26 protein-coding genes are annotated in these 24,653 nt (G+C 44.5%); 12 read left to right on the forward strand and 14 right to left on the reverse strand.

Features of this window, described 5'->3' with window-relative positions:
• Positions 1-16: 16 nt before the first annotated feature.
• From LQZ07_RS04085 to LQZ07_RS04095, 3 genes are all read right to left on the reverse strand, one after another.
• A complete protein-coding gene (locus LQZ07_RS04085) occupies positions 17-1,768 on the reverse strand; it encodes a GGDEF domain-containing protein (RefSeq protein WP_152786255.1) in 1,752 nt (583 codons plus the stop codon).
• Between the two features lie 114 nt (positions 1,769-1,882).
• On the reverse strand, positions 1,883-2,854 hold the full coding sequence (locus LQZ07_RS04090) for an aldo/keto reductase (RefSeq protein ID WP_152786257.1): 972 nt from the start codon (positions 2,852-2,854) through the stop codon (positions 1,883-1,885).
• Between the two features lie 29 nt (positions 2,855-2,883).
• Complete coding sequence (locus LQZ07_RS04095) at positions 2,884-3,861, reverse strand: aldo/keto reductase (protein WP_152786259.1); 978 nt, start codon at positions 3,859-3,861, stop codon at positions 2,884-2,886.
• Between the two features lie 100 nt (positions 3,862-3,961).
• Between LQZ07_RS04095 and LQZ07_RS04100 the strand changes: the two genes are divergently transcribed.
• From LQZ07_RS04100 to LQZ07_RS04110, 3 genes are all read left to right on the forward strand, one after another.
• Positions 3,962-4,840 carry a LysR family transcriptional regulator gene (locus LQZ07_RS04100; protein ID WP_152786261.1) on the forward strand — a complete coding sequence of 293 codons (879 nt, stop codon included), beginning with the start codon at positions 3,962-3,964 and terminating at the stop codon, positions 4,838-4,840.
• Between the two features lie 59 nt (positions 4,841-4,899).
• Positions 4,900-5,466 carry a DUF1415 domain-containing protein gene (locus tag LQZ07_RS04105; protein WP_194164251.1) on the forward strand — a complete coding sequence of 189 codons (567 nt, stop codon included), beginning with the start codon at positions 4,900-4,902 and terminating at the stop codon, positions 5,464-5,466.
• 84 nt (positions 5,467-5,550) lie between these two features.
• A complete protein-coding gene (locus tag LQZ07_RS04110) occupies positions 5,551-6,393 on the forward strand; it encodes an HDOD domain-containing protein (RefSeq protein ID WP_152786263.1) in 843 nt (280 codons plus the stop codon).
• A gap of 68 nt (positions 6,394-6,461) precedes the next feature.
• Here LQZ07_RS04110 and LQZ07_RS04115 read toward each other — a convergent pair whose 3' ends face one another.
• Positions 6,462-8,615, reverse strand: coding sequence for a TonB-dependent hemoglobin/transferrin/lactoferrin family receptor (locus LQZ07_RS04115; RefSeq protein WP_152786265.1), 2,154 nt, complete (start codon positions 8,613-8,615; stop codon positions 6,462-6,464).
• Positions 8,616-8,951: 336 nt separating this feature from the next.
• Here LQZ07_RS04115 and LQZ07_RS04120 point away from each other — a divergent pair, with 336 nt between their 5' ends.
• Positions 8,952-9,410, forward strand: a complete 459-nt coding sequence (locus tag LQZ07_RS04120) for a hypothetical protein (RefSeq protein ID WP_152786267.1) — start codon at positions 8,952-8,954, stop codon at positions 9,408-9,410.
• Between the two features lie 54 nt (positions 9,411-9,464).
• Here the strand turns inward: LQZ07_RS04120 and LQZ07_RS04125 are convergent, their stop codons facing one another.
• From LQZ07_RS04125 to LQZ07_RS04145, 5 genes are all read right to left on the reverse strand, one after another.
• A complete protein-coding gene (locus LQZ07_RS04125) occupies positions 9,465-10,487 on the reverse strand; it encodes an SMP-30/gluconolactonase/LRE family protein (protein ID WP_152786269.1) in 1,023 nt (340 codons plus the stop codon).
• 223 nt (positions 10,488-10,710) lie between these two features.
• The gene (locus LQZ07_RS04130; protein WP_152786271.1) at positions 10,711-11,424 is read right to left on the reverse strand and encodes a PEP-CTERM sorting domain-containing protein; all 714 of its coding nucleotides are present in this window, start codon (positions 11,422-11,424) and stop codon (positions 10,711-10,713) included.
• Positions 11,425-11,620: 196 nt separating this feature from the next.
• Positions 11,621-12,097, reverse strand: a complete 477-nt coding sequence (locus LQZ07_RS04135) for a PaaI family thioesterase (RefSeq protein WP_152786273.1) — start codon at positions 12,095-12,097, stop codon at positions 11,621-11,623.
• A 75-nt stretch (positions 12,098-12,172) separates the two neighbouring features.
• Positions 12,173-13,327, reverse strand: a complete 1,155-nt coding sequence (locus LQZ07_RS04140) for a BamA/TamA family outer membrane protein (protein WP_152786275.1) — start codon at positions 13,325-13,327, stop codon at positions 12,173-12,175.
• A gap of 343 nt (positions 13,328-13,670) precedes the next feature.
• A complete protein-coding gene (locus LQZ07_RS04145) occupies positions 13,671-13,892 on the reverse strand; it encodes a helix-turn-helix domain-containing protein (protein WP_152786277.1) in 222 nt (73 codons plus the stop codon).
• A gap of 162 nt (positions 13,893-14,054) precedes the next feature.
• Here LQZ07_RS04145 and LQZ07_RS24645 point away from each other — a divergent pair, with 162 nt between their 5' ends.
• Positions 14,055-14,438, forward strand: a complete 384-nt coding sequence (locus tag LQZ07_RS24645) for a GTPase (RefSeq protein WP_368666406.1) — start codon at positions 14,055-14,057, stop codon at positions 14,436-14,438.
• Positions 14,435-14,800 (forward strand): hypothetical protein, encoded by a 366-nt coding sequence (locus LQZ07_RS04150; RefSeq protein ID WP_152786279.1) that lies wholly within the window; start codon positions 14,435-14,437, stop codon positions 14,798-14,800. Before LQZ07_RS24645 ends, LQZ07_RS04150 begins: the two co-directional genes overlap by 4 nt.
• A 272-nt stretch (positions 14,801-15,072) precedes the next feature.
• Here the strand turns inward: LQZ07_RS04150 and LQZ07_RS04155 are convergent, their stop codons facing one another.
• Entirely contained in the window at positions 15,073-15,585 is a 513-nt protein-coding gene (locus LQZ07_RS04155) for a hypothetical protein (RefSeq protein ID WP_152786281.1), read from the reverse strand.
• 162 nt (positions 15,586-15,747) lie between these two features.
• Here LQZ07_RS04155 and LQZ07_RS04160 point away from each other — a divergent pair, with 162 nt between their 5' ends.
• The 6 genes from LQZ07_RS04160 to LQZ07_RS04185 all read left to right on the forward strand — a co-directional run bounded on the left by LQZ07_RS04160 (position 15,748) and on the right by LQZ07_RS04185 (position 21,023).
• Positions 15,748-16,605 carry a hypothetical protein gene (locus LQZ07_RS04160; RefSeq protein WP_249483509.1) on the forward strand — a complete coding sequence of 286 codons (858 nt, stop codon included), beginning with the start codon at positions 15,748-15,750 and terminating at the stop codon, positions 16,603-16,605.
• Complete coding sequence (locus LQZ07_RS04165; protein WP_152786285.1) at positions 16,602-17,609, forward strand: hypothetical protein; 1,008 nt, start codon at positions 16,602-16,604, stop codon at positions 17,607-17,609. Before LQZ07_RS04160 ends, LQZ07_RS04165 begins: the two co-directional genes overlap by 4 nt.
• 63 nt (positions 17,610-17,672) lie before the next feature.
• A complete protein-coding gene (locus LQZ07_RS04170) occupies positions 17,673-18,098 on the forward strand; it encodes an AlpA family transcriptional regulator (protein ID WP_152786287.1) in 426 nt (141 codons plus the stop codon).
• Positions 18,099-18,902: 804 nt separating this feature from the next.
• A complete protein-coding gene (locus tag LQZ07_RS04175; RefSeq protein WP_152786289.1) occupies positions 18,903-19,547 on the forward strand; it encodes an inovirus Gp2 family protein in 645 nt (214 codons plus the stop codon).
• A gap of 514 nt (positions 19,548-20,061) precedes the next feature.
• Positions 20,062-20,262, forward strand: a complete 201-nt coding sequence (locus tag LQZ07_RS04180; protein ID WP_152786291.1) for an AlpA family transcriptional regulator — start codon at positions 20,062-20,064, stop codon at positions 20,260-20,262.
• Positions 20,263-20,342: 80 nt separating this feature from the next.
• On the forward strand, positions 20,343-21,023 hold the full coding sequence (locus LQZ07_RS04185) for an inovirus-type Gp2 protein (protein ID WP_152786293.1): 681 nt from the start codon (positions 20,343-20,345) through the stop codon (positions 21,021-21,023).
• 293 nt (positions 21,024-21,316) lie between these two features.
• On the opposite strand, the gene LQZ07_RS04190 is transcribed toward LQZ07_RS04185, so the two are convergent.
• The 4 genes from LQZ07_RS04190 to LQZ07_RS04205 all read right to left on the reverse strand — a co-directional run bounded on the left by LQZ07_RS04190 (position 21,317) and on the right by LQZ07_RS04205 (position 24,647).
• The gene (locus tag LQZ07_RS04190; protein ID WP_152786295.1) at positions 21,317-21,736 is read right to left on the reverse strand and encodes a DUF2787 family protein; all 420 of its coding nucleotides are present in this window, start codon (positions 21,734-21,736) and stop codon (positions 21,317-21,319) included.
• Entirely contained in the window at positions 21,733-22,176 is a 444-nt protein-coding gene (radC, locus tag LQZ07_RS04195; protein ID WP_152786297.1) for a DNA repair protein RadC, read from the reverse strand. Before radC ends, LQZ07_RS04190 begins: the two co-directional genes overlap by 4 nt.
• Positions 22,177-22,956: 780 nt before the next feature.
• Positions 22,957-23,772 carry a hypothetical protein gene (locus LQZ07_RS04200; protein WP_152786550.1) on the reverse strand — a complete coding sequence of 272 codons (816 nt, stop codon included), beginning with the start codon at positions 23,770-23,772 and terminating at the stop codon, positions 22,957-22,959.
• Positions 23,772-24,647 carry a hypothetical protein gene (locus tag LQZ07_RS04205; RefSeq protein ID WP_249483510.1) on the reverse strand — a complete coding sequence of 292 codons (876 nt, stop codon included), beginning with the start codon at positions 24,645-24,647 and terminating at the stop codon, positions 23,772-23,774. The genes LQZ07_RS04200 and LQZ07_RS04205 overlap by 1 nt, the downstream gene beginning before the upstream one ends.
• Between the last annotated feature and the right edge of the window lie 6 nt (positions 24,648-24,653).

A 24,653-nucleotide genomic window follows, 5' to 3' on the forward strand; every position in this document is an offset into this window, starting at 1 on the left:
TCATTTCATCAACAGACTAACCTAGCGCATCACAGACATCGCCCTCTTGTATATACAAGGTTGACCAGTGATTACGCTTAGCGTGTTTTTTAGCGAGACTCGCCCGCTCGCTTAATTCGTCGATACTCAGTTGAGAGGCTGCAGTCCAGCGGGTAACACCTACAGCCAATCCAATCAGGTGAAAGAAGCGTTGTTGGCCGTCACGGTCTTTGGCCACAATGCCTTTGGCGTCTAGGTCTTTTTGCCGATATAGAGCTTCTCGGCGGTTGTCAAATGTGCTGAGTAGGTGTAATACGGATGGCTGCCAGTTTTGGGTGGTGAAAATCACGATAAAGTCATCTCCGCCTAGGTGACCAATAAAGTGTGCATATTTACTTAAATGCATCCTTAATAGCTCAGCGACCAATTTGATCATTTTGTCACCGCGCTCATAACCACAAATATCATTAAATGGCTTAAAGTTATTTAGGTCGAAGTAGGCAAGGTCAAATGATTGTTTGCGCGCGATTAGATGGTTTAGGCTACGTTGTAGAGGCACGTTACCTGGTAAAGCTGTTAAGGGGTTAGCGTAACGGGCTAATTGAAGTTTGTAGTCGGAGAGCTTTCGCATTACATCTACCGCTAAACCAACGCCGTAGTACTTACTATTTTGAGTAACAATAAATACAGCGTCTAAACCACTAGCTGTATGTTGGCTAAGTTTACGGCCGATTTCACTTAATGTGGTGTTGGCATCCACGGTTAAGGGATTGGCATCCACGGTTAAGGGATTGGTATCCATTAACTCGGCTACGGTTTTGCGCTGATTGAGTGAATGACCGTAAGGACCCGAGTACTGGGCAAGTAACTCTTCGCGCTTTATTAAGCCTAGAACTCGCTGTTGTCCATCTACCACCGGAAGTGAATTAATGCTTTTATCTTCGAGAATAGTTGTTAAAAGCTTTTTTGAAGATAGGTTAGGAGACACGATATTGGCAGAGCTGGCTAGAGAAAGTGCCGTATAGGGCTCTGTTACTACAGGAGTACTCGGCGCAGTTTTTCGCAGCTTTGGTTGATTAGTTGGTCGAGCAATATGAAAACCTTGAAGGTAAGGAATATCTAGGTTTACCAGTTGCTGATATTGTTCCGCATTTTCAATGCATTCAACAATGATTTGGCTGCCAATTTGTTCGACAAGGTTCACCAGCGATGCGATGGCAGTGCTAACTTTGCCATCTTCTAGCAATTGCTCGCAGAAAAAACAGTCTAGCTTTAAATACTCAGGGCTGAGTTGTAACCATGTTTTAATGCCTGCGTAGCCTGCACCAAAATCATCTAGAGCGAAGGAAATCGCTAATTTACGCAGATCTTGGATGCACTTCAAAAGCGCCTCATCAACACAGATTGGCAGGTGCTCGGTAAGCTCGATAACTAGATTACCTTTGCTAGGAATAAGCTGTTCAAAGCATTGAGTACCTTGCTGTTGATAAATATACAGCAAGGTATCGGGTGAGAAGTTAATGAATAGATGGCCGTTTACATTTTGCTTATCAAAGCGTTGTCGAGCTAGCTGAGCGCAAATTAATTCAAGCTCATGCTGTTGGCTAGATTGGCGAGCAAACTCAAATAGTGTTAGTGGCGAATGGAAATAACTATTTTTGGGGCCTCTAGATAAGGCCTCATAGCCTAAAGCTTGATTGTTATTATGATCCCAAATAGTTTGAAAAGCGGTACTAATGCTTTGTTGCCTAATTAGGTCGTCAAACTCCAATTGTCGCTTGGCTCGCATCCTTGTCGCCTCATCTATTCTGTTGTTAAACAGGTGTAGCAGCTATTCTTTACAGAATCGTGACAAGTGGGTGAATAATGATTTTTTCATTAAATTTAGATGCTTAGCTCTATTTTAATTGAGTAGTTGCTTAATTTCCTGCATTTGCGCCTTACTGAGCGGTCCATGTTCAATAGCTGCTGCATTACTTAGCACTTGAGCTGTATTACGAAATCCTGGAATAGGTAATGTGTGCTCACCTAAGCCCCAAATCCAAGCTAGTGCTCCTTGATTAACCGTTCTACCCTTACTGGTTAAAATTGATTGAATGCCAGCTAACTTGTTGAGCAGTTCAGGCGATGCTTTACCGTTTATGAAGTATTTTAGCCACTCTGGATTGATGCAACGAATATCGTCTTTATCTAGAATGCTTGCATGATGGTACTTGCCTGAGAGCAGCCCCGTAGCGAGAGGTCCTCGGTTTATCGCCGTTTTGTTGTGCTTGGCACAGAAGCCTACTAAATCATTGTTTTGGTCTAACACGTTGTTTTGAAACTGAAAGGCAATACAGTGTTCGGCCGAAGAAAAGGCCTTTGCACGGTCTAGAAAGTCGGTACTCCAAGCGTAAGCGCGTATTTTCCCTACCTTAACTAAATGCTCTAGAGATTCTATTATTTGTCCTATATTTTCGGCTGGGTAGTCATTTAGGTGTAATTGGTATAAATCAATATACTCAGTACCTAAGCGTTTTAAGCTATTTTCGCAGTGTCGAATAATTGCATCGTGTTGATCAAAGATACCGCTGATGGTTTTGCTATTTTCATCAAACTCCAGGCCAAACTTAGTGCCAATAATGGCTTGCTGGCGTTTATTCGCTAGGGCTTTTCCCAATACCCGTTCGCTGTGACCAGCACCATAAACTGCAGCTGTGTCGAAAAAGTTAATGCCAGCATCAAGTGCAGCGTGAATGGCCGAAATCGAGACCGCATCGTCTACTTTCCCCCAGCCGCAAGGCTTGTTGTCTTGGTCGAAGAAAGGCCCGCCAATGGCCCAACAACCTAAACCAAGAGGGCTCACTTTCCATTCACCTAACTGTCTTAATTGCATAGCATTATCCTTTTTAGCTATTCGCTTCTTTAGCGGTTACCACGAACCCAAGGGCTAACCTCTTGCAGATAAAAATCGGCAAGCTTGGCATGAAGGTCTTTGCTTAAAGAGGTTTGGCCTGAGTAATGAGAGTTTTGCTGAATCTGCTCTGGTTTGCTTGCCCCTGTAATTACGCTGGTTATTTGCGGGTGGTCGAGTAGCCAACGAATTGCACACTCTGCAATAGCTAAGTTTTCAGGAAGCAGCGTTTTAAGCTGTTCAAGCAAGTTCAAGGCTTTATCTAGCGGCAAACCAGCGAAAGTTTCCCCTACATGAAAGGCTGCGCCATCTCGGTTGTAGTGGCGGTGATCAGTTTCGTCAAATTGTCGTTGCGCGGTAACAGCGCCACTTAATAAACCACTGGCATAGGGCAAACGGGCAATTATTCCCACTTGTTGAGCTTGAGCTAAATCGAGTACTTCAGCTACAGCGTCTTGTCTAAATAGGTTAATGATAATTTGTAAGCTGGTTAAAGCCGGGTCTTTTAAACACAACTTGGCTTCTTCCATCGACTCTACACTTGCGCCGTAGTGCTCAATCAAGCCTTGTTGTTTAAAGTCGGCTAACCAAGTGAATATTTCACCATCACGAAGTATCTGGGTGGGAACACAATGCAGTTGAATCAAGGGAATGTTGGTTAAACCTAGCCGCTGTAAACTGGCTTCGATGCTTTGTTTAACTGTTTGTTTAGTGTAGTTATTCGGATACAAATTTGCATCTCGGCCAAGCTTGGTCGCAATGGTTATATCTGAATGCTGCTGGTAAAACTGCCCCAGTAATCGTTCGCTAAGGCCAGCACCATATACATCGGCGGTGTCATAAAAACGCACGCCGCTTTGGTAGACCTGCTCGAGAATGGTCGTTGACTGTGCTTCGCTTACAGGGCCAAAGTCACCACCTAATTGCCAGCAGCCTAAACCAATTTCACTTAATACTAAGCCGCTTTTACCTAACACTCTGTTCTGCATTGTTGATCCTGCTTGGTTATGTTTTAAAGCAGTGTAAGCGTTTTATGTTGTTTGATATTTAGCTAGTATTAAAAATAATTGTTCAGAAATTTGGATTAATATGTTCGCTGGGTTAGTCGATTTTGTCACCGTAGTTGAAACCGGCAGTTTTACTGCTGCCGCCGATAAGCTGCATAGCTCTAAAGCTAGCATTAGCCAACGAGTGAGTAATTTAGAACATCGTTTAGGAGTGCAGCTTTTATATCGTTCGACCCGCAAGCTACGTTTGACTGATGCCGGAGAGAGTTACTATCAAAGCTGTCGTCAAGGCCTAGAGTTGCTGGAAGATGGAGCTCTAGCAGCCCAACAGCTACAACATCATTTACAAGGCAAGATAAAAATAAACTCCTTAGGCGGCATTTTTGCAGAGCAATGGCTGGCGCCGGCTTTGCTTACGTTTCGCCAAGAACATCCAAACATCGATATCGAGCTAGATTTGTCGTCACAACGAGAAGACCTATTGAGCTCTCCTTTTGACATTGTATTTCGAATGGGAACTTTGCCCGATTCGAGTTTGCAGGTAAGGGTGTTAAGCCAGTTAAATACGCATGTGGTCGCTAGCCCTGAGTACTTAGCGGCTAATGGCTTGCCCAAGCACCCCGAAGAGTTGCGTCATCATCAGTGTATTTGTGGCACGGTGTCGCAGTGGCCTTTTCAAAAGAATGGGCAAAAGTTGTTGGTGTCGGTGAGTGGCTCGTTTGCCTGTCCTAATGGACACGTACTTAAACAAGCCGCCATGGAGGGTTTTGGTTTTATTCGTACTCACGATATGTACTTGCGTGACGCGCTAGAAGCAGGCCAGTTAAAAACGGTGTTAGAAGATTGGCAGGTAGTAAGCCAGCCGTTATGGATGGTGTTTCCTCCGGCACGTTATCGCTCGAAACGAGTAACTAAGCTAGCTGATTGGCTGGTAGACTATGCCAAAAGGCAAGCCATTTAGCTTTTGTTAGCGATTGGCATCATTAACGCTATGTGCTTTAAAGCATTCAAGGATTAAACATGAGTAATTCCACCCCCAGTAGTGATATAAGCGAAGCTGAATATCAGCAGCACACGATGCGCTGGGTGAAAGATTTTGTGGTTGAATACAATATTTGTCCTTTTGCAAAGCGCGAATTAGAGCGTGGCAGTATTCGCTACCAAGTAGCGATGAGCGACGATATTGAAGAGTTATTGCAGCAGTTAGTTGTAGAATGCCAGCTCTTAGATAATCAGCCCGACGTTGAAACAACCTTGTTTATCACCCCCTGCTTAAGCAGTTTTGAAGACTATTTAGATTGTTTGTATTGGGCGGAGAAGATCATAAGCAAACAAGGCTATGATGGCGTTTACCAGCTAGCTAGTTTTCATCCCGACTACTGTTTTGCTGGAGAAGCAGATACCGCGCCAAGTAACTATACTAATCGTTCGCCTTATCCGGTATTTCACTTAATTCGTGAAGCAACGGTGAGTCGCTTAACTCGACTTCATCCAGATCCTGAAGGGATCCCTGAGCACAACATTGCGCTTACCGAAGAACTGGGGATTTCATCACTAAAACAGATTTTGGCGAGCTGTAAATTGTAGATTAGAGTATATATTTTATCTTATCGCTTTGAAATTACTAAGTTATTTGCTTATGCTTTGCCAGCAAATTTTACAGGAGGTGATATGTCTTTAACGATAACTGCGGCCGAAAATGCAATTTTGGCGGATTTGTCTATTCCCCCTCGGCCTCAAGTTTTGTTAACGATTACTCAAGAAACAAAAAAAGCCGAGCCCGATGTAGCGGTTATTGCCGAGGCAATAGCTAGCGATGTGGGGATCTCTGGTGCGGTGTTGCAAATTGTTAACTCTGCTGCGTTTCGTCGCTTAAACGAGATTAAATCGATTCACCAAGCGGTGATGACTTTGGGCATTAATCGGGTATTTCCTATTGTTAAAGCGGTTGCCTTAAAAGGGGCAATGCCAGCCTCTAAAGTATTGGATAAATTTTGGTTAGAGGCTAATTTACTGGCTAGTTGCGCAGCGGCTACCGCTGAAGAACTAGGCTTTGAATCGGCTAAAGATAATGCTTATATGCTGGGTTTGTTTCATCAGGCTGGCGTACCAGCTTTGCTACAGTCTTTCCCCGAATATGAAAGCTTACTCGCCGAGGCCAATGACATCGGATGGGCTCATCTCGCGGAACGTGAACGCAGTGAGTATGGTACAACTCATGCTACTGTGGCTGCACTTATTGCGCAGCAATGGAGCCTGCCTAAGGTGATGATAGAAGCCATTTACTATCAACACGATGCAGATGGCTTATTTAGTTCGCAAGAGCTAGGTAAATCATCGTTGCTAATGTTAGCAATATTAAAAATAGCGCGCATTGTTGCTTACCGTAAACTGGGAGTAAGCAGTGAAGAAGAAGCTTGGCAGGAGAGCTACGACGGCTTGTTAGCTTTCTTGAACTTGGAAGATCAGCAGTTAGAAGACACATTAAGTGCGGTGCTAGAGGCGCAGGCATAAAGAATTGCGTTTTAATGAATATAAAAAAGGCTAGCTGAGTAAGCTAGCCTTTTTACTTTTGGAAAGGTTTAGAACGTATACGCTATGTCGACGCCCCAGTTACGGCCTGGCTGGGTGTAACGGTCTAGGCCTTGATGGTCAGATGGTTTGCCGTCTAGGTCGGTGTAGCTCCAGTATTTTTGGTCAAGCGCATTAAACAAGCCTGCTCGTAATACTAGGTCGTTCACCGGTTGGTAGTAGGCGGTTAAATCTAGCAAAGCGTGACCAGGTGCGTGGGCGTTGTTTTCGGTAGACCAGTCGCCTTCTTTCTTGGCTGACACCATGGTTAGGTTAAGTTGGCTACCCCAAAGTTTATCTTGGTGGTCGTAGCCTAAGCCCCAAACTGCAGTAAGCGGTGCTACAGAATCTAGCGCGCTGCCATCTTCTTTATTTTTGCCTTGTGCGTAGGCAACGCTTAAGCGGCTGTAGCTACCTTTAGGTGCACCAAAGGCTTCATCTAACCAGTAGTTACCTTTAAACTCCACACCATAGATTTCAGCTTCACCAATGTTTTCATTGATGGTGATACCCGCTGGATAGCTTGGATCACTGTAATCAGTTACTGATTGAATGAAGTTGGTGTAGTCATTGAAGAAACCCACTAACTCCATGCTAGATGCTGCAGTATTGGTACGTAAGCCTAACTCGTAGCTTTGGCTCTCTTCTGGTTTAAGGTTAGGGTTAGACAAGGTGGCATAACCGTGGCCACTATTATCAAAGGCGTAGTAAAGTTCTTCAAGGGTAGGGGCTCTAAAGCCTTCGCTGTATTGAACAAATGTACTAACTTGTTGATTCCAATGATATACCGCGCCTAAGCGTTTGGTTAAAGCATCACTGTTATGCTCTTCAAAGCCGCTGCTGGCATCTGGTGTTGCTTTGTAGTCGTCGTAACGTAAACCAGCGGTAACTACTAAGCGTTCATCCATTAAATACATGTGATCTTGAATAAAGATCCCGCGCTTTTCGGCTTCTGCTTTAGGCACTTCTGGCGCCCCTGGATCTACTGTTCCTGTATCGTAATAATGGGTGCGGTAATCCAGCTCAAAATCACTATTGATAGCTGTTAAACCGTAGCTGATTTCGTGGCTGCCGTGGTCAAACTCCAGTAGTTTGTTGAACTGAGCATCAAACTGCAATGAGCTATCTTCACCGTTACGTTCACGATTACGGCTACCGTATAAGTCGGTAGTATCGTAGTTATTGTGCTCTGATTTACTTTGCTGATGGCTTAGTTGCCAGAACAAATCATCAAATGCGGCATTGTTGGCTAGCCATGTGTGGTTTACGCCTACACGGCTGCGAGTGTCTTTGTCCTCGCCAGTTACATTTGTGTAGGTAAAGCCTGGGAATATGCTATAGCCTTCGTTACTAAGGATGGTTGACTTAGATTCGCGCTGGAATAGCTCAGCCACTAGGCCAAAAGTATGTGCATCATTTAAGGCGTAGTTAGTTTTTAGGAGCAGGTTGTGAGAGTCAAAGTCGAGAGGATCGGCTTGCCCGCGGTCTCGGCCATTAATGTCTTCACCTGAAGAATGGGTTTTAGTTTCGCTGCCATCACGGTAGGTGTAAATGGCTAAACCTTCCCATTTTTGATAGCGCTTAGCGACCTCGACGGTGGCTTTATATGCTTCGTTAGAACTACCGTAGCCAGTTTTAAGTGCAACATGGTTGCTGTCGCCTTCAGCTAGTACATCTTCAGGGTTTTTGGTTCTTAGTAATATTGCGCCGCCTAAGGCGTCACTACCGTAAAGGCTAGAGGCTGGCCCCTTGTTAATTTCAACGGCACTTAGGGTGTCAATTTCATAAGCGTTTGGCCCCTTGTTCATCACATCGCCACCAGGGTTATAGGCAGTGGGTTGCTCGATGCCATCTACCATTAGCTTAATTCGGTTGCCATCTAGGCCACGAATATTAAAGCCACTAGTGCCAAAACGGCCTTGCCCGGTAGTGGTTACGCCGGGTTCGTAACGAACAGCGTCATTTAAATCATTAGCCATTTGCTGCTCTAGCTGCTCAGAGCTTACCGAGCTAATGCTAGAAGAGATGTCTTTGACCGATTGCTCGGTACGGGTTGCTGATACCACCACTTCGTCAAACATGGTGCTATTTGTTTCGGCATAAGCGAGAGGGCTAAGGCTAAAAATTACTGCATTAGCAATTAGAGTGCGATTGAATGCTTTCATGGTTTTCAGGCTTGTTCCTTATCCTGTTAAGTTTTAATTAGGCGGCACTATACACAATACGAATGAGAATTAAAATCATTTGCATTTAATTATGGTTTTGTAAGTAGCTAAAATTGGAAGGGCTGAATATGGGAAATATCTTGAGTTGGCATTAAAGCTCTAGCCACTAATTGAGTTTATCTAGAAGAATTTGTGTAGCCAGCCAAGCTGGATAATGGTGTTTATATAGCTGTTTGATTTGGCAGAATATACTAAGCTTTAAGCACACTTCGCCAAGCTTTGATGATTGGTGAAAATAACTCTGTATAGCGACTTAAACCTAAGGATGGAATTGAAGTGTTACAAATAAAGCGTGTTGTATGTTTAGCCTTATGCGTGTTGTTGATTAGTGCATGTAAATCCGTGGGGGTGGGTTCTGGTTTCGAGGATCGCCCAGTTACCCAGGTTAGTGAGCCCGCTAGCAAGGTTCAGTTTAATGATGCCTTAGTATGGCTAGACAGCGCCCAACAGGGAAAGCGAGGAGTACGTTTTCTAAAAGGAGAGTATCCACTTAGTGCTGAAGATGATGAGTATTGGTACTTTCAAGCTCCGTCGGTAATTGAAATGGCAGTGCTCGAGGGGGGAAATGTTGTTGGCGGTAAAAAGATGCCAGGCGGGTTAATGCTTGCTAAAGACGAGCTAGCTACGGTACCAGCCGGTGCGTATATTGATAATGAGACTGACAGTAAGATATTAGTGCTAAAAATGGGGCGTGACTTCATGGCCTTAAAAGGTGAAAAGTGGCAAAAGCAATAAAGTTAAGCGCTTGCTTAAAGAGGCCTTAAGGCCTCATAAAGCAAGCTGGGTTCGTTATAACAGCGGCACCGACATTAGGGTGTCGTGAGCAGTTATAAACAGGTATTTTTCATCGGCCGACAGAGTACAATTAGCGGTTAAACGTCCGGTACGTATTTTGGCAAGTACTTCCCCTTGTGGAGAGAACAACCACACTCCACCTGGCCCTGTGGCGAATATATTACCGCTAGAATGAACCGCCATTCCATCTGGTAAACCTTGTTCACCAGCTACACCAAGCAATGCTTTGGCATTGTGAAATATCCGCTTGTTGCTAATGCTGCCGTCTGGGTTTACGTCATAAGCTAACCAGCGTGGATGTTTGTCATCAGACACCGCCACAATTAAGGTTTTTTGGTCAAGCGTTAAGGCAATGCCATTTGGGAAGTTAACGCTGTTGTCTAGTAACTCAAGCTCGCCATCTTGGCTTAGACGATAGATCCCTTGAAAGTCTAATTCTTTGCGCGAGTCATTCATGCCTGAATTAAGCCCATAAGGAGGATCGGTAAAGTATAAGCTGCCATCGTTGTGGTAAACCGCATCATTTGGACTGTTTAAGCGCTTGCCTTGGTACTCGCCAGCCAGCGTAACAAATTTACTTTGAGGTTTGTTTAAGGGGGCATCCATGAGTGCTACACGGCGGTCACCTTGTTGAAGTAGCACCAGTTGCCCCTGTGGGTTTAATAACAAACCGTTTGAGCCTTGTCCGTAGTCTCCTTCTTGAAGGCCAGTAGCACCAGAGTTTTCTAGGTAAAGCTCGGTACCTTTATTAGGTTGATACTTTACGATGGTGTTGTTGGGGATGTCGGAAAATAGTAAAAAACCATGTTGTTCAATCCATACAGGCCCTTCTGTCCAGCGATAGCCCTTTCCACGAATACTAATCTTGGCGTCTGCCGCAATAAATTGTTTTGCTTGCGGATTAATCAACTCGATTGAGCCGGTTGTTTCCGCCGCATCGGCGATGGAGAGTTGATCAGAGGTAGTTGAACAAGCGCTAGCAAGCAAGCTAGCGGCTAAAACAAAGGCAGTTCTCATTTAGTATTCCTTTATATGATGAGCAATAAATACTTCTGGTTAACTAATTTGTTAAATTGGTTTTCCATCTTGTTGCTGTGATTCAAAGAATACAAGTTATTAACCTAAGTGTTTCTGCTTAAGTCTCGTTTTTGCTGCGCTTTTTTACTAAATCTCGCAAGATTACCTTAATAATTGGTTATCCAGTTGGGGAGGGGAATAGGCGTTCAATGATCTTCTAAGCTTAAGCGGTTCGCTTTGAGCGTCGCTGGCTCAATAAAAGCAATACAAGGCCTAAGCTAATTAACCACCAAGTCTTCGGCTCCGGCACTGTTACAGGTGCTAATGAGCGGCCGGTTAGTGCTTCGCGTTGAATACTTACCGTGTGGTTATCTGTCTCGAAGTTGCGACCAAAAAAGCGGATAGCGGTAATTTTGTCAGCATTGCTTTCGGCGAATAGATTAACGTAGCCATAGGGTTCACGTTTGTTGCCTTTAACGCTAGTAGGGCTACCGTAATGGCCAGGCTCTAGCACAGCAGCATCAAGAATTTGGTTGGTTTTAAAGGACAACTGCTCAGACTGGGTGGTAATACTCAGTTGGTTTCCATTGTCTCCAGCACTCCACCAAAAACCAAAGTAGCCTACAGGTTGGTCAAAAATGAGTTGAACGGCACTCTTATTTGGAATAAATAAGTATTTACCTTCGCCATGTGCACCACCATAAACGCCAAAATCAGCCACCTTGGCTTGGCCTTTATCTACCGAGTACTCTCCAAAGGTATTTTGGTAGCCATAACTGAGTTGGGAAGAAGTTAAATTGTCGAAGTTTTCTGTATAGCTAGGCCCACTTATTTGTGAGGTTTGGATGCCTGGAGCCTCAATAGTGTAAATAATGCCAGCATGGCTTGAGAAGCTAATACAAGCAGTGATGAATAAAGCATGCGATATAGATTTCATATAAACCTCGACAACTAAATTTAAGCACTGTTTAGTGCGTAGTTAAGGTGTTACATCCAGTTTCGTGCCAATGTTTATAGTGCCTTTTATTACAAAGGCTTAGTGCCAAAAATTGCTTGCTTCTAGCTTTATGGAGCGAGCTGCACTTAGCTGTTTGCAAATTGCAAAAGCCGGCTGAATACAGCCGACTATTGGTTTATTGGATGGCTTTTAAAGAGAGGGTTAGAGAAAACTTGGCCACTACTTCGTCGCCGCTAATAGAGGGGCAGGTAACATTAATCGTTACGGCTTGGTTTACTCGCTCACCGCTTTGCATGGTTTGCTCGAGCATTTGGTCAATGAGCTTGCCGTCGGTACAACTAAAGATAACGTCTGCTTCCGGGCGCTTTAAAAACTGCCCTTCAACCGCCTTAAACGCTAGCGATACTTTTTTGCCATATTGTTCGGCTTTAGCTATCGCTAAGAAGCCTCCGGCTACGTCTGCGCCAACCGCTAAGGTTCCAAAGTACATACTGTTAAGGTGGTTTTTGGTTCGGCGTTTAAGGGGAATTTTAACAATAACCTTCTGTTCATCCATCTCAAGGATCTTAGGACGGCAATACCAAATCAAGGGTACTTTGAACATACCAAACAAACTCAACATCAAGTTGGCTTTACGAACACTGGGAAGCATAGCTTTTCCTTGTTTAAGAGGTCTTACCAGTAGAGCTTGTTGTTAACAAAAAGTCAACATTTGATGTTTGGCGGATTAAAAATCTGACCAACCAGCACCAACAATAAAGTGCAGGGTGGTATCTTCTGGGCCTCTGGCGACATCTATCCCGGTGCGTAAATTAAAGCGCCTAGCCATTAGGTAACGAAAACCTAGGCCTTTAGCATAGCGGTTAGGTGTGTCACCTAGGTTTTGCTCTGAACTAAATGCTTGTCCAACACCGCCAAATACAACCGCAGACCAGCGAGCATCAAAGTCGTAGCGCAGCTCACCTTGTAAAGTCGCCATACGCTCGCCTTGGTAGCGCATAGCCGGTATGCCGCGCATATCAATAAAGGGCAGGGCATAATAAGGCGTATCGCCATGGGCGCTTGAGGCCGACAAACGCATAGAGCCTTGGAAGCTATTGCCTAGATAACTAAAGCCAGAAAACTCACCAGAGGCGATTGAGTAATCATTATCGCCGCCAAAGTAGTCAGCGTGTTTAGCATAACTAATGTTGCCATACAGACCTTGGTTAGGGCTAAACGAGTTATCTCGAGTATCGTAGTTAAGCAGCAGGCTTACTCCGCCATCTTTCATGCTCAACTGAGGCTTTAAGTAATCAGGCAGGTTGCCAATAGAAAACTCACTGTCACTATTTAAAAAGGTGTATTTGGCTCCAGCAAACCACGGGCTATCGCCCAAGCGAAAACGGATTTGTTGCAGTAAGTAAGTACCTTTTAAATTAACTCTAATGGGAATGTCGCCAATTCCCCCCTCGCTGGGCAAGCGAAAGCTATCAATATTGGCATCTACACCCGCAATTGCACCGATGTAGCGAATACTGTCTTGCTTCCATATGCCCATGTGAAACGCCCCTGCACCTCGAGTGCCGTTTTCTGTCGCTAGCCCTAATAAACCCGACACACTAGGCGTAAGTTTTAGCGGGGCATTGGGATCATCTGGCTGTTCATTTTGCAGTTCTTCGTTTTCATGAAAAAAAGCCAATACCAAACCACCGCCATAACCCACCGCGGGGTCGGTAATAATGATGGGAACAGGCAAAAAACCTACCGCGTTATCCATAAGCCATTGGCTAGCATCCATACGGCCGTCGGTAGGGTCAACAAACTGTTCAAAAAAATCAGCTTGGCTATGTCCGGAAGAAAGAACTAGCGGTAAAGCTAGGGCTAAAGAAGAAAGGCGCATATTTCATTCCTTGAAATAGTGGGCAATGTGATATCAAACACTTAGTTAGAGTTTAGCTATTCGCCAACTAAAGCGATAGCCTTTTGCGGTATTTAGTATGGGACGCTAAAACGAAAAAAGCCTGCATAAATGCAGGCTTTTTAAAGGTGGTGCCCGGAGGCTCATCCGAACCCACCATCATGAATACAGTGTCCGCTCATGCTCGATGCTAGTTAAAGCTGTTCGAAGCAAATTGAATGTACCCAAGTGTGTATCCATAGTCAAATGTACACTAGAACTCTAACTCATCTGAGAGTAATTCAAAGCAGTTATCATCAACAAATAACCACCAATCCGGTCTACGCTACGATCTAGGAAATAACTCGCTGTTATTAACGCCTAATACTTGAGCAAGAATACAAACTTCTTTATCGATCACTTGCCTTCTTCCCGTTTCGAGCTTAGCGAGTGATTCTCTACTGATATCAACCCCACGAACATTGCATCGGGCGGCAAGTTCATTTTGTGTAAGCTTTCTTTGTTTACGGAATATCTTTACTTGCTTACCAACGATGTTTGCATCCAAATAATCTTCCTCAAAAAAATGTTCGTTAGAGCGAACACTTCAGGTGCAATAAGTAGAGGTAAAATATGTTGCTAGCTCTTCCCACTCCCGACGAAGAAAAAAGAGAAATCATTGATAAGCTCACTGACGCAGTGAATCCGGCCGTCTTGGCTAAAAGAAAAAATTGAACGCATCACCAATTACCACCCAACGATTGCTATCATTGGCAAATCAGGCTCAGGAAAGTCAACTCTTCTTAATGCGCTTTTTGAAGGAGCTAACACAAAAGTAAGCCATGTAGAGACAGGTAGGGCGAAGCTTGTTAAGCGCACATTTGAAACGTTTACCATATTCGATTTCCCTGGGGTGTCAGATGTAAATGAAACGAATGAACAGCAGTTCATCGATTTGAACAAACAAAAACTACAAGAAGTTGACTTAGCGCTCTGGGTTTTGGAGGCGAATACGAGAGCATACAGGCGTGATATCGAGTTTACAGAAACACGCTATTGCCGCAGCGTGAAAGAATGCCAACCCTATTTGTTCTCTCCAAGGTTGATGCAATGACGTCTTACCGAAGCAAAGCTTGGGATAGTGATACATTCATGCCTAAACCCTATCTAAAAGAGATAATTGACGAAAAAATCTCTTCGGTTTCAAGTGATTTTGGGGCTTCACGGGAGGATATTATTCCCGTAGCTGTTGAGATAGATGATGAGGATGGGTACATAAATTTTAATATGCCTAACTTGTTACTAAGAATACTAAATGTTGTCCCCAACGAAAATAGATATGCTTTCTACCGAGAGGCTAGTAAGGATGCCTCGAGTGAAGAAGTGTCAATCGTTGCTAAAAAAGGTACCTTTGACAGCTTAAAGCAGTGGATTGGCGATGGTTTCGACTGGATCATCAACGCTCTTTTCAAGTAGTGATTTTTCAGTGGCTTTTTGGACATAGCCAAATTTTGGTCGATTCAGGGCAATTGACGCGGTACATGTAAGCTATTTCCTCGCTATATCGAATGAGCAAGCATTAAGCTTGCTCATTACGTTCATACTGTTGGCGATTACTTATGTTTTAGGCTATGTCACAGCCATTTATAACTAGGCAGTACCGGCAACGACACTACATGACGAGGGGCTATCGTTATTGTTTTCTTCAGTGTCGCCATCGATGCTCTTCACCCCCATCTTTTAAGGGGTTAAGTGCATTTGAGATGCTCTTTGGATAGCCACTTTTTAAGCGCTTCCATCTCTTCATGGATAATTTCTGCAGAGGCTTCTTTATTGCGCTCATAGGCCGTTGTTAACACTTCTTCAGCGTGCGCATTTCGTTTTCTCTCTTCGAGCATGCTTGGCGCTTTTAACACTTCTTCTATCACATAAGTCACGGTATTTTGTTTGGACATGCCTAGCTTTCTACTCATATTATCCAGTTTGTTATGGGTACGAAGAGAAAGGTCAATAGTCAGCTTTTTGGTTGGGGTTTTGCGCATTGTCTTACTCCATTGGCGAATGAGGCTTCTACGCTCATTAGGGAGTGCATGTTGATAATAGGTGAGCAACCAGAGGTTATCGTTGAGCGAGCTGTAGATGCTTTGTGGTGGGGGGCGTTCTTTCTCTAATCGCACTTGGTTTATCCATAGTCGATGTCTGTGCTTGGTGACATCCATGCCGACAAAAATGGCCGCTAAGAAATGACTCATATCGCTCACAGTTCGGATTATTCCTCATCATTCGGGTGATTTAAAAGTAACACGGAAGTGTGGGCGTGAACACACCTTGTAACAATGCTGATACTTAAGCGAATTGATAGACCTGTTAAGCTTCGATTCTAGGTAATTTACCTAGTGACCTGTGCAAAAAAGGCATTTCATATGAAACCCAAAAGTAGTTTGAGTGCAGAGACTAAAAAGAAAGGTGAGCAGAAAGATAAGATGCGTCCCCTTTTTTTTATTATGCTGATCAAAGTGAAGCAGGGAGCGGATGAGATGATAATAACCTTCAATTTCGATAAGCCGAACCCTTATTCCAGCAACACCGTGTTTCGTCGCTTACCCCCTGAGTTTGTCGCCGCTCAAGTAGATAGCTTCATATCTATGTTGCCTGGACCTCCCCCTACTGAGGTTGTCACTGAGTTTACTTACATGCCAACGTGTATGCCTTCAGCTCCTTTGCCGTATTGGCTCAAGGCTTACCAAAAAACCATTGGCACCTTAGATGTGCCGGAAGTATTGGCTGAGCTCGCGCCATACTTTTCACTTCCCCGTCTCTTTGCTTACCTTCAGCGCAAGGGAAAGGTGAAAGAGGCATTTCACGATAGTTGTTGTGGAATATGCGCGGTATTCGTTCGCCACAGTGCATTCGGCAGTGTGCAGGCACTGCCTCTGTCGCTTATCTATCGCCACCTTACCTATAGCAAGGACCATGTTGATGCCGCGCTTACTCGACTTGTGGCATTAAAACTGTTGCGGGCGGAAGAGCAAGGTATTGCCTCGACCCCCTTACTTTGGGCGCAAGGGGTCGATCCTGCCTACCAGACAAGCGTACAAGAAGCCATCGCATCCCAACCTGCTCACGAGCCTCATTTATTCCCCTATAGCAAACTCAGCTACAAAGCCTTATGTTTCCATAGTATTGAGCTACTACGTGACTCTGATATTAAGCCTGCGACAATCTGGGCTGAGAAGACACTCACGACACTGTTGAGTTTTACGCCAAAGGCGTCATCATGAAAGTGTTGTACTTATACCGCCACGAGGTGTTCTCAAAGCAGTTGTCGTTGTCTTTTGCGTGTCGAGTCAGTGCGGGGTTACAAAAAAGGGTCAAGCTTGCTGGCGTATCTTTCCCTCCTTCACAAACGTGGGCCTGTTTACCTGAGTCTTGGACGGAGGGTTTATCCCCGCTTACTATGCATTCCACCATTGACTTCAATCAGCGACTTCAGGCCAAAACGCTAAAAGCGCATGTACAGCGCTACATTGAATATGTTGCCGCGAAGATGACACACCTCTCCAGAGGGCAGCATTTACCGTTCTTCGATGGGCCTGGCCCGATATCTGCCCAGTTTGATGAGGTTGCGGTTCTTGTTCGTGGTCCCTATCCTCTCCACCATGATTATGCTGCGCAGTGTGATGCATTATTAGCGTGGCGCTTTCCTGATGAGATAGAGCCAGAGGGTCGAATTGCCCAGTTGTATCAAAGGCAATCGATTTACTTTCCCGTTAGTTTGCTCTCGCTGGTCAGGGCGCTGGCGTCAACCTTTAAGCGCGAAGATAGTCTTGCTCGATGTCTAGAACTGGTTAATTACCTGTCTCATCATTGTGATAAAGCTGATCTAGCTTTCCTTTGCTACAAGAGTGCCCCTCAAATACAAGCGGACCTAGGCTTATCTCAGTCAACTCTCTCTCGTTGGTTAGGCTTACTGACACAAAAGGGATGGATAATCGCACATACCAGAAAGCTGGTATGCTCAGAGCGGATGATTGAGCTCACGCCGTTATTTTGGCAGCACTTTTCTGGATTGACAGTGGTTGAGTATGAAAGGGAATGGTACAGAGCTCGAAAAGCGTTAAGTAATTGGCGACTTGACCATGACCGTTTGCGCTACAGTATGCATTGGCATAGAGAGCGTATCTGGCGAGTTGAAAGCGCCTACAAGCGAGCGCTAAAAGAAAGTAGGATTGCACTGGTGAAACAAGAAGCAAAGGCTGGACTCATCCAATTGCGCTATACATAAGACCCAAGCATAAATACAACCCACCCCATTGCTGTGTACTTAATCACACGGAGTAACACTGCAATGACTTCCTCAACATCATTTCAACCGCTACAACTGGTTCGTATGAAAGACCTAACCACCATGGTGGGTTTTAGCTGCGCACACATAAACTTACTCATCGGTGAGGGACGCTTTCCACAGCGTTTAAAAATTGGTGAGCGAGCCAGTGCTTGGCTCCTCCCTGAAATCGAGCATTGGGCACAAGGCCGGTGGAGATTAGATACTTCATACAGTCCACCTAGCCATGAAGGCGTATATCTTATCTCTCGCACTGTAGTCCTCTCTATGCTCGGGATCCAAAAAGACACGCTTCTACGGCTTATTGCTAAAGATGCGTTCCCACCAGGATGCCAAGTCGGGCGCCGTGAAAAACGCTGGCATTACAATGAGGTGCTTGGGTGGGTTGCCAAGAAAATTATCGAACGCGATAAGCGAGAGGAAGCATAACGACAATTCATCGCAATTTGACACCGTTGTGATACATTTCGCTTTGTTTATAGAAGTCCATCCCCGCTTACTAAGCGGCTATTGGTAACGTGAGCGCTCATACGTTGGTGCCAAGGGCTATCACGTTATTGATTCGTGTTTTTTTAGTCGCTTGAGCATTTCCCTATCTTGGAAGTAAGGTAGAGCCATTCCTTTCAATGACATTGAACCCATCTTGAATTACGATGATGTCTCAGAAGCCGTACTCACCATTAAACAGCTATGCCAAAACACTTATATGGCACATGTCTTATCAGGGCTGCTAAATCTAGACTTCAATGCATGATGTCGCTTACCTTTACCCTATGCGGGTGGAGGTAAGCGTAAATTGTCAGTAATATCACCGCAAGCAGTAGAGCTTGCCAAAGTGAAAAGAAAAGGCTTCAATGTCCATCAATAATGCTTTCGTAAAGGTAGAAGGTGACATCACAACGGCTTCACTGGGTAAAACAGGGAGGGGTAATCCAATAGCGCCCCACTTTAAAATGGTGTAAACCCAATGTCGTTTTTTCTTTTTTACCCCATTTGTTTCGAGTAGCCTACACCCGCGGTATTACTGGAAATGGTATTTTAAGGTTGGCGTCATCATTGGGATGAGCTCTTTGCTTTGCTCGGGGGTGGTAGTATATATCTAAGAATTATCCGGTAGATTAATGGTGTAATAGCGATACCTGAAGTATATCGCTATAGAATTGGATAGTGTTCAAGGGAAGGAATAAATACAACACAGGTGTGTTCTATGAACTTATATCATGGAGTATACCTATGCCAACCTTAAAGCCGCTGCACACAGATAGCCATTATGCAGGCTATCCTGTCTATCTTGGTAAGGGGCCGTTATTTCGTTGCTACCTAGATGCGACGTTTAATACACTACAACGGGCGATTGCTGAACATCCGCGAACCTTTGCGATCAGAGTTGACCTAAGGCTCCCTCAAAACGGGAGGGTGTACAATAACCAAGTGATAACCCGGTTTATTAAATCACTTAATAGTCAGCTACAGCATAACCGCAAACAAGCTGCGTTACGTTTATCTTATGCACACCCGAATACCTTGCGCTATATTTGGTGCCGAGAGCAGCAAACTGGAGAGCAATCTCACTTTCATGTATTACTTCTGCTCAATGCAGATGCTTTTGACAGGCTAGGGCTACTCACAACTCGTCAGGGAAATATGGCCGCGAGAATAACGCGAGCTTGGGTAAGTGCGTTAGGGTTCTGTGTTCATTATGACTGGGATGACATTGCACCACTTGTGCATTTTTGTAAAAACGGTACTTACCTTGTCGGTCAACGACATGATGACAGGGCGTTTAACGCATTGTTCTTCCGAGCGAGTTACTTGAGTAAGAAGACCTCTAAATATAATGACTATCACCAGCATGCTTTTGGATGCAGCAGGAAATAACCCATAGGCAATAATGAGCAGGAAGAGGGTTTAACCTATACACCTATTGATAGCACCCACCCTAAACTGTAACTTTATTGAATAAAACTATCACAGTGGTAAGGCTCAAGGAGCCTAGACTCGTTCTAGGTTATTTTGCTGCTCAAGATCGCAGGAGAAATACGGTTATTGCTAGTGTGTCGGCGTTCGTAATTGTAGAACATTGCGATGCCGTCATTATCAGACAAAGCGTTAAGCAATGACTGATATTACTAACGACATTTAGTCACTTTGTAATCAGAAACGCCGCTACTTAAAATTGTGATATCTAAATATAAAATAAATTTGAGAGAAGTACCGAAATAAGCTTCCAGATTTAATTGAGCATTGCAGTCACGCTCTGAAATCTTCAGTATCAGATTGAGTATGAGCTAGTCCATCTTTCCCCTCCTTTCGTACAAGGACCTTCTCGCGCTTTTGCGCATAAATTTACAACTCAAATGACTCCAATGAGTACATCACTGGAGAAAAACACATGCGCTTAATCAAACTCACAGAAGTGCTTCACTTAACGGGCTTGTCACGCTCGGTGCTTTACCAATACACCAAGGCCAATACCTTTCCTCAATCCGTACCACTGGGGACACGTGCGGTTGCATGGGTAGAAAGTGAAGTTTTGGAGTGGATAGAACAATGCATTCAGACGCGCGATAAGGTAAATAAAACCACTACTTAAGCGCTTAGTTTAAACCTTATTCCAGGTTAACCCCTGGCCCCATATTTGGCGGCCAACGGGTCGCCTAAGGAGAAATCATCATGTTATTTATTTCACCAGCGCTAGATGTCATACTCAGCCCTAATGCTTATCACCCTTATCTTTCAACACACACCATCACCGATGAAGAGGTGTGTAATAAGACCTTTGAACTTTACCAACATGCCTTGTACCAAGCCATTGATGCACACCCGGTCAGGTTGATGGTACCCGTATTGCTTTCTCATGTTAAGTCAGGTGGACTGCTCCAACCCACGCTGCATATTCCGCGTTATTTACAGGTACCTCAAGCTCAACAGGGTGAACCACTCCCTGTCATGCAGGATTTTTTCACGCGGCTTAATATCAAGTTAGAACACCACTATATTCCTAAAAGGAAGCGACAATTTAGTTCCTTGCCCTATGACGTTGTCACACGTGATATTACACCTCATCATACGCTGGTGGTGTTTTGGTTTAACAAATCCGATTACCGCTCATTGGGTCGCCTCAATGACAACACGCGCTACCTTAGTACGAGCATTGCGTCTGCTTGGGCGGATACTCAGAAAATTGTTATTACTAATCCCGCACTTTGGCCATCCCTTATTCGTTTGGGTACCCCTTTAGGACTTAATGCGAAACAAAGAAATCCCCAACAGGAATGGGATGTGATGAAAGCGCTATTGCGCTGGGTGGCGCATCACTCATTGGTTGGAGGTGACATTATCCATTGGCGTTAGCCTGCTGACTTAAGGCTGAGTATGATGGCTGCTAAGGTAGCCTACTTCTACGGGCATATCTTGCTGATGAAATCGTCAAGGTTATATGGTGGCAACGCTAATATGTCTTTAATAACCAGGTTATATTGATAGCAGCAGGTCTAGTTGTGCAACGGCGCTCAGCCTGCTCACCGCTCCAGAAGGGGTGAGGGCATTTAGGGGGCTTTATGCACTCCCTTTTGGGTATCGAAATGCGCCTACCCTGACAAAAAAGAAAGGACGTTGCCCTTTCTTTGGTTGTGGCGATGAATGACTTATGCCGATACCCGGATGTCATCAAACGCACCTTGTTCTAGGTAACTTAAGAAGTTGCTCTCCCACAGAGTGTAGAATGACCTAACACTGGGGGTATCCAGGCACGTTGGGGTGGAGAACATCTGCTCAAAGTAGTTATGCTCGATATTGAAATCAAGCTCAATGGCGAGCTCGGGGTAATCACCGCCTATGTAAGCAAACTCAGTGATGTAACAGATGGTCCACTTTTGATTAATGCGTTCAATGCGTATTTCTACGGGGTGGTATCCACCGTCCTGAGGGGTGTAACTTCGGTCTTTGACGTTGAGAGTGTGGTGATTTCTATCTTGAGGGACCTTGGACTGAAGTATCAATGCCTCAAGGGCCTGATGGAAGGTTTTACTGGTAGCTAGTGCATTGCTTGAGAATGACATCATCATAACCACCCTCGCTGTGCAAAGGATACTGGATACTCCCCCACCACAATATGGTCCAGGACGCTCACATCAATAATGGCGAGTGCAGTTTGTAATTGGGTGGTAATGGCTCTGTCAGCGGCCGATGGCTCTGCCACACCGGAAGGATGGTTATGAGCAAAGATGACAGCAGCGGCATTGGCCTTGAGTACGGATTTGACCACTTCTCGTGGATAGACGCTTGCGCTATTTACTGTGCCATAGAACAGAGATTTAAATTCAATTAAACGATGCTGGCTGTCCAGGAGCATCAAGGCAAACACCTCTTGTTCATAATGACTGAGTTGTAGCTTTAGATAGTGCTTTACCGTTTCACTATTAGTGAATACGCCTTCACGATGAAAGCGCTGTTGAAGAATACTTGCCGCTTGGTCTAGTACTCGTGTTTCTTGAAACTGATTCATGGGTTTATCTCCAATAAATGGGAAGCAATAAAAAGGGCCGCCCCTGAGGGCAGCCCTTTATCGCTTTACGGATAAAATGATGACGTTATACGTCTGGTGGATTTAAACGTGCATAGACGTCATGTTGTTTTGCCCAGGTGTAGCCAGCAAGCACACCGAGGGAGAAGAGCTTAATGGCCGGGTAAATCAATATCACTGGCACGATATGACTCCTCTTGTTTGTATTGAACACATGCACCGACGATAAAGCCGATTATTAGAAAAATAGGCATAGATCTCCTTGTTGAGCTGAAAGGGCCATGCAGGCCATCAGTCTGCATGGATACCAACGGTAGGTTGATATACCTATGTGATATAGCTGTGTGATTATTTGATATTGGGTTGGTACTGATGATATTGACGCTTTCACTATATCAAATACATCTCTGGGGCATTGAAGGTGTATTTCTTGACCGCGCACCGATAAGTTTGGCGAAATAGTTCGCTGGTGTTCCTTATAAATGCTCAGTTCAACATCATTGACGAATGGTAAGGCCTGAGAGCACCCGACACTTTCTAGGTTCTAAAAATACGGTTGTTTCCATCCGTAACTTGAAATTGTCCATTAATCAGTTATAGATATAGTGTGCACTGACTACCACAGTGAAGGATTTTGTCTAGTAACTATTAAATAGGGTTTAGGGACATTGGCGGTTTCAAGACTATTCTAGTATGTGTAGGCCAAATAAGACTATTAGCTGAGTGTTAAAAACAACATTTTTTTCTGACATTATTTGATTACTAGCCTTCCAATACATCACGTTGTTCTGGCAATAATTCGCCAATGCTCATTTCAGATAAAATACGTTCCTCAGCTACCAACGCTGCTTTGCGTACCTTTTCAGAAGCCGTCTCTAAATCATGACGAAAACGCAGCCATAGATAATACTCCTTATGAATAGGTAGGCAGTAAACTCTGTCTGTCTGACTTTTACCCTGACCTTCAACGTAAAAGGCAAAGCGTTTACCACCAACATCTTTAACTTCTGGATTGATAGACGGGTAGCCATGTACATTAATCATCCATTCAATATAAGCCTCCAATGAGTCAAACGGCTCCGCGAAGCCACGAGGAGGATACTCCTCAATACACTTTTGCTTTAGTTTGGTATTACTTCCTCGCCATCCTTTTCCTTTTTCTGGTTTTGCCCAAAAGTGAGACTCTCTAATGTATGCCTCTAGTTGCCCAAGGTGTGTTAAGTCATAGGTGTCAAAAGCTCCATTGGTTGACAGCTGTTTTATTGCCCCTGTAAAGTTTATTTTTCCAACAGAGTTATCGATGCCAGGGATGGGTAAAGGGATGGTATTGCCGTAGTGCCAAATCTTACTCACTAAATGCACATAGAAATGCTGCCTATCCTGTTTGGCGTGTTTGGAAAACCAGTCGGGGTCATTGATGGCGTAAATTGGCTGGTGAGGCTGCTCTATACCAGAGTAGATAGTTGTTGGTAAATTAAGCTGTAGCACTTGCTCACCGATGACAAATGATAATAGCTGCGCCTGCTTGAAATCTGGCCCCCAGCGGTAGCCTCGGTAAAGGTTTTTAATCAATCCCACTAGCTAGTCCCTGTATGCTTTTTAATGTAATTATCGACGATGGGGAGGTGTTTTGTATTGCCCAGTATTTGCAGTTGGGTACGGTAGGTTTCTATGCCTAAGTAAGGTAAAGAATGCGGACTGGCCCCGGCACTTTCTCCAAAGGTTAACCCTAAAAATTGCATACTACGTTTTAAACCACTGGCGGACGTATCATTACGCCCTGCAAGGTTAGGAACGAAATCAAAGGGGTTGTTGCGTACGTTGTTGATGTGCATACCCAATTTGCTCGCGGTTTGTTTAACGCGCTCTAGCTTAGCACCAGAGCCATGAATAGCGACCTGTTGTTTGTTTAAGGAGTGGCAGCCACGCTTTATTAACTCTTCAAGGGCGGCGCAAAATATAATGGTGCCTTGGCTGTGTACTGTCCACTTTACCGCCTTACCTTGTTGTTGACACTGGCGCAGCACTGCTGCCAACTGTTGAGCATTGTGAGATTTTCGACCCAAACGCTTATCAAAGACACACTCTACTAAATCTAACAGTGCGCCGTCAGTAGGATTATGCACTAAGGTATATTCTTGTACTTTGTCGGCAGGGTAGGCCGCTTGGCTGTGCACTCCCATTAACCATGCTGATTTCTTAAAGTCATTGAGCATACCATTTACCGCGGCATGAGTAGTGCTGACTTGATGGCGAGCATTTTCATCAACTTTCCATTGTGTTTCGAGTGCCGCTAACTCCGACTGAGATTTCGGACCATCATAAGGGGGGTATTCATTACTCGTTACGTGATACAACATTGGCCGTTGGCATGCTGGCTTGATTAACCCATTGCGTTTCGATTGGTTGCGTCCATGTAAAACATAATCACAGAGAATGTCTTCTATCACCACTTCGCC

The sequence above is a fragment of the Agarivorans sp. B2Z047 genome (assembly GCF_023373605.1).
In the GTDB taxonomy this organism is placed as follows: domain Bacteria; phylum Pseudomonadota; class Gammaproteobacteria; order Enterobacterales; family Celerinatantimonadaceae; genus Agarivorans; species Agarivorans albus.

Bases quoted from the DNA above. Each gene is read 5' to 3' on its own strand.
- LQZ07_RS04185 (WP_152786293.1), top strand. From the start codon at position 20,343: ATGTTATTTATTTCACCAGCGCTAGATGTCATACTCAGCCCTAATGCT.
- radC (WP_152786297.1), bottom strand. From the start codon at position 22,176: ATGAATCAGTTTCAAGAAACACGAGTACTAGACCAAGCGGCAAGTATT.
- LQZ07_RS04095 (WP_152786259.1), bottom strand. From the start codon at position 3,861: ATGCAGAACAGAGTGTTAGGTAAAAGCGGCTTAGTATTAAGTGAAATT.
- LQZ07_RS04175 (WP_152786289.1), top strand. From the start codon at position 18,903: ATGCCAACCTTAAAGCCGCTGCACACAGATAGCCATTATGCAGGCTAT.
- LQZ07_RS04090 (WP_152786257.1), bottom strand. From the start codon at position 2,854: ATGCAATTAAGACAGTTAGGTGAATGGAAAGTGAGCCCTCTTGGTTTA.
- LQZ07_RS04135 (WP_152786273.1), bottom strand. From the start codon at position 12,097: ATGCTTCCCAGTGTTCGTAAAGCCAACTTGATGTTGAGTTTGTTTGGT.
- LQZ07_RS04100 (WP_152786261.1), top strand. From the start codon at position 3,962: ATGTTCGCTGGGTTAGTCGATTTTGTCACCGTAGTTGAAACCGGCAGT.
- LQZ07_RS04110 (WP_152786263.1), top strand. From the start codon at position 5,551: ATGTCTTTAACGATAACTGCGGCCGAAAATGCAATTTTGGCGGATTTG.
- LQZ07_RS04115 (WP_152786265.1), bottom strand. From the start codon at position 8,615: ATGAAAGCATTCAATCGCACTCTAATTGCTAATGCAGTAATTTTTAGC.
- LQZ07_RS04160 (WP_249483509.1), top strand. From the start codon at position 15,748: ATGAAACCCAAAAGTAGTTTGAGTGCAGAGACTAAAAAGAAAGGTGAG.
- LQZ07_RS04130 (WP_152786271.1), bottom strand. From the start codon at position 11,424: ATGAAATCTATATCGCATGCTTTATTCATCACTGCTTGTATTAGCTTC.
- LQZ07_RS04085 (WP_152786255.1), bottom strand. From the start codon at position 1,768: ATGCGAGCCAAGCGACAATTGGAGTTTGACGACCTAATTAGGCAACAA.
- LQZ07_RS04125 (WP_152786269.1), bottom strand. From the start codon at position 10,487: ATGAGAACTGCCTTTGTTTTAGCCGCTAGCTTGCTTGCTAGCGCTTGT.
- LQZ07_RS04180 (WP_152786291.1), top strand. From the start codon at position 20,062: ATGCGCTTAATCAAACTCACAGAAGTGCTTCACTTAACGGGCTTGTCA.
- LQZ07_RS04165 (WP_152786285.1), top strand. From the start codon at position 16,602: ATGAAAGTGTTGTACTTATACCGCCACGAGGTGTTCTCAAAGCAGTTG.
- LQZ07_RS04140 (WP_152786275.1), bottom strand. From the start codon at position 13,327: ATGCGCCTTTCTTCTTTAGCCCTAGCTTTACCGCTAGTTCTTTCTTCC.
- LQZ07_RS04105 (WP_194164251.1), top strand. From the start codon at position 4,900: ATGAGTAATTCCACCCCCAGTAGTGATATAAGCGAAGCTGAATATCAG.
- LQZ07_RS04170 (WP_152786287.1), top strand. From the start codon at position 17,673: ATGACTTCCTCAACATCATTTCAACCGCTACAACTGGTTCGTATGAAA.
- LQZ07_RS04150 (WP_152786279.1), top strand. From the start codon at position 14,435: ATGACGTCTTACCGAAGCAAAGCTTGGGATAGTGATACATTCATGCCT.
- LQZ07_RS04190 (WP_152786295.1), bottom strand. From the start codon at position 21,736: ATGATGATGTCATTCTCAAGCAATGCACTAGCTACCAGTAAAACCTTC.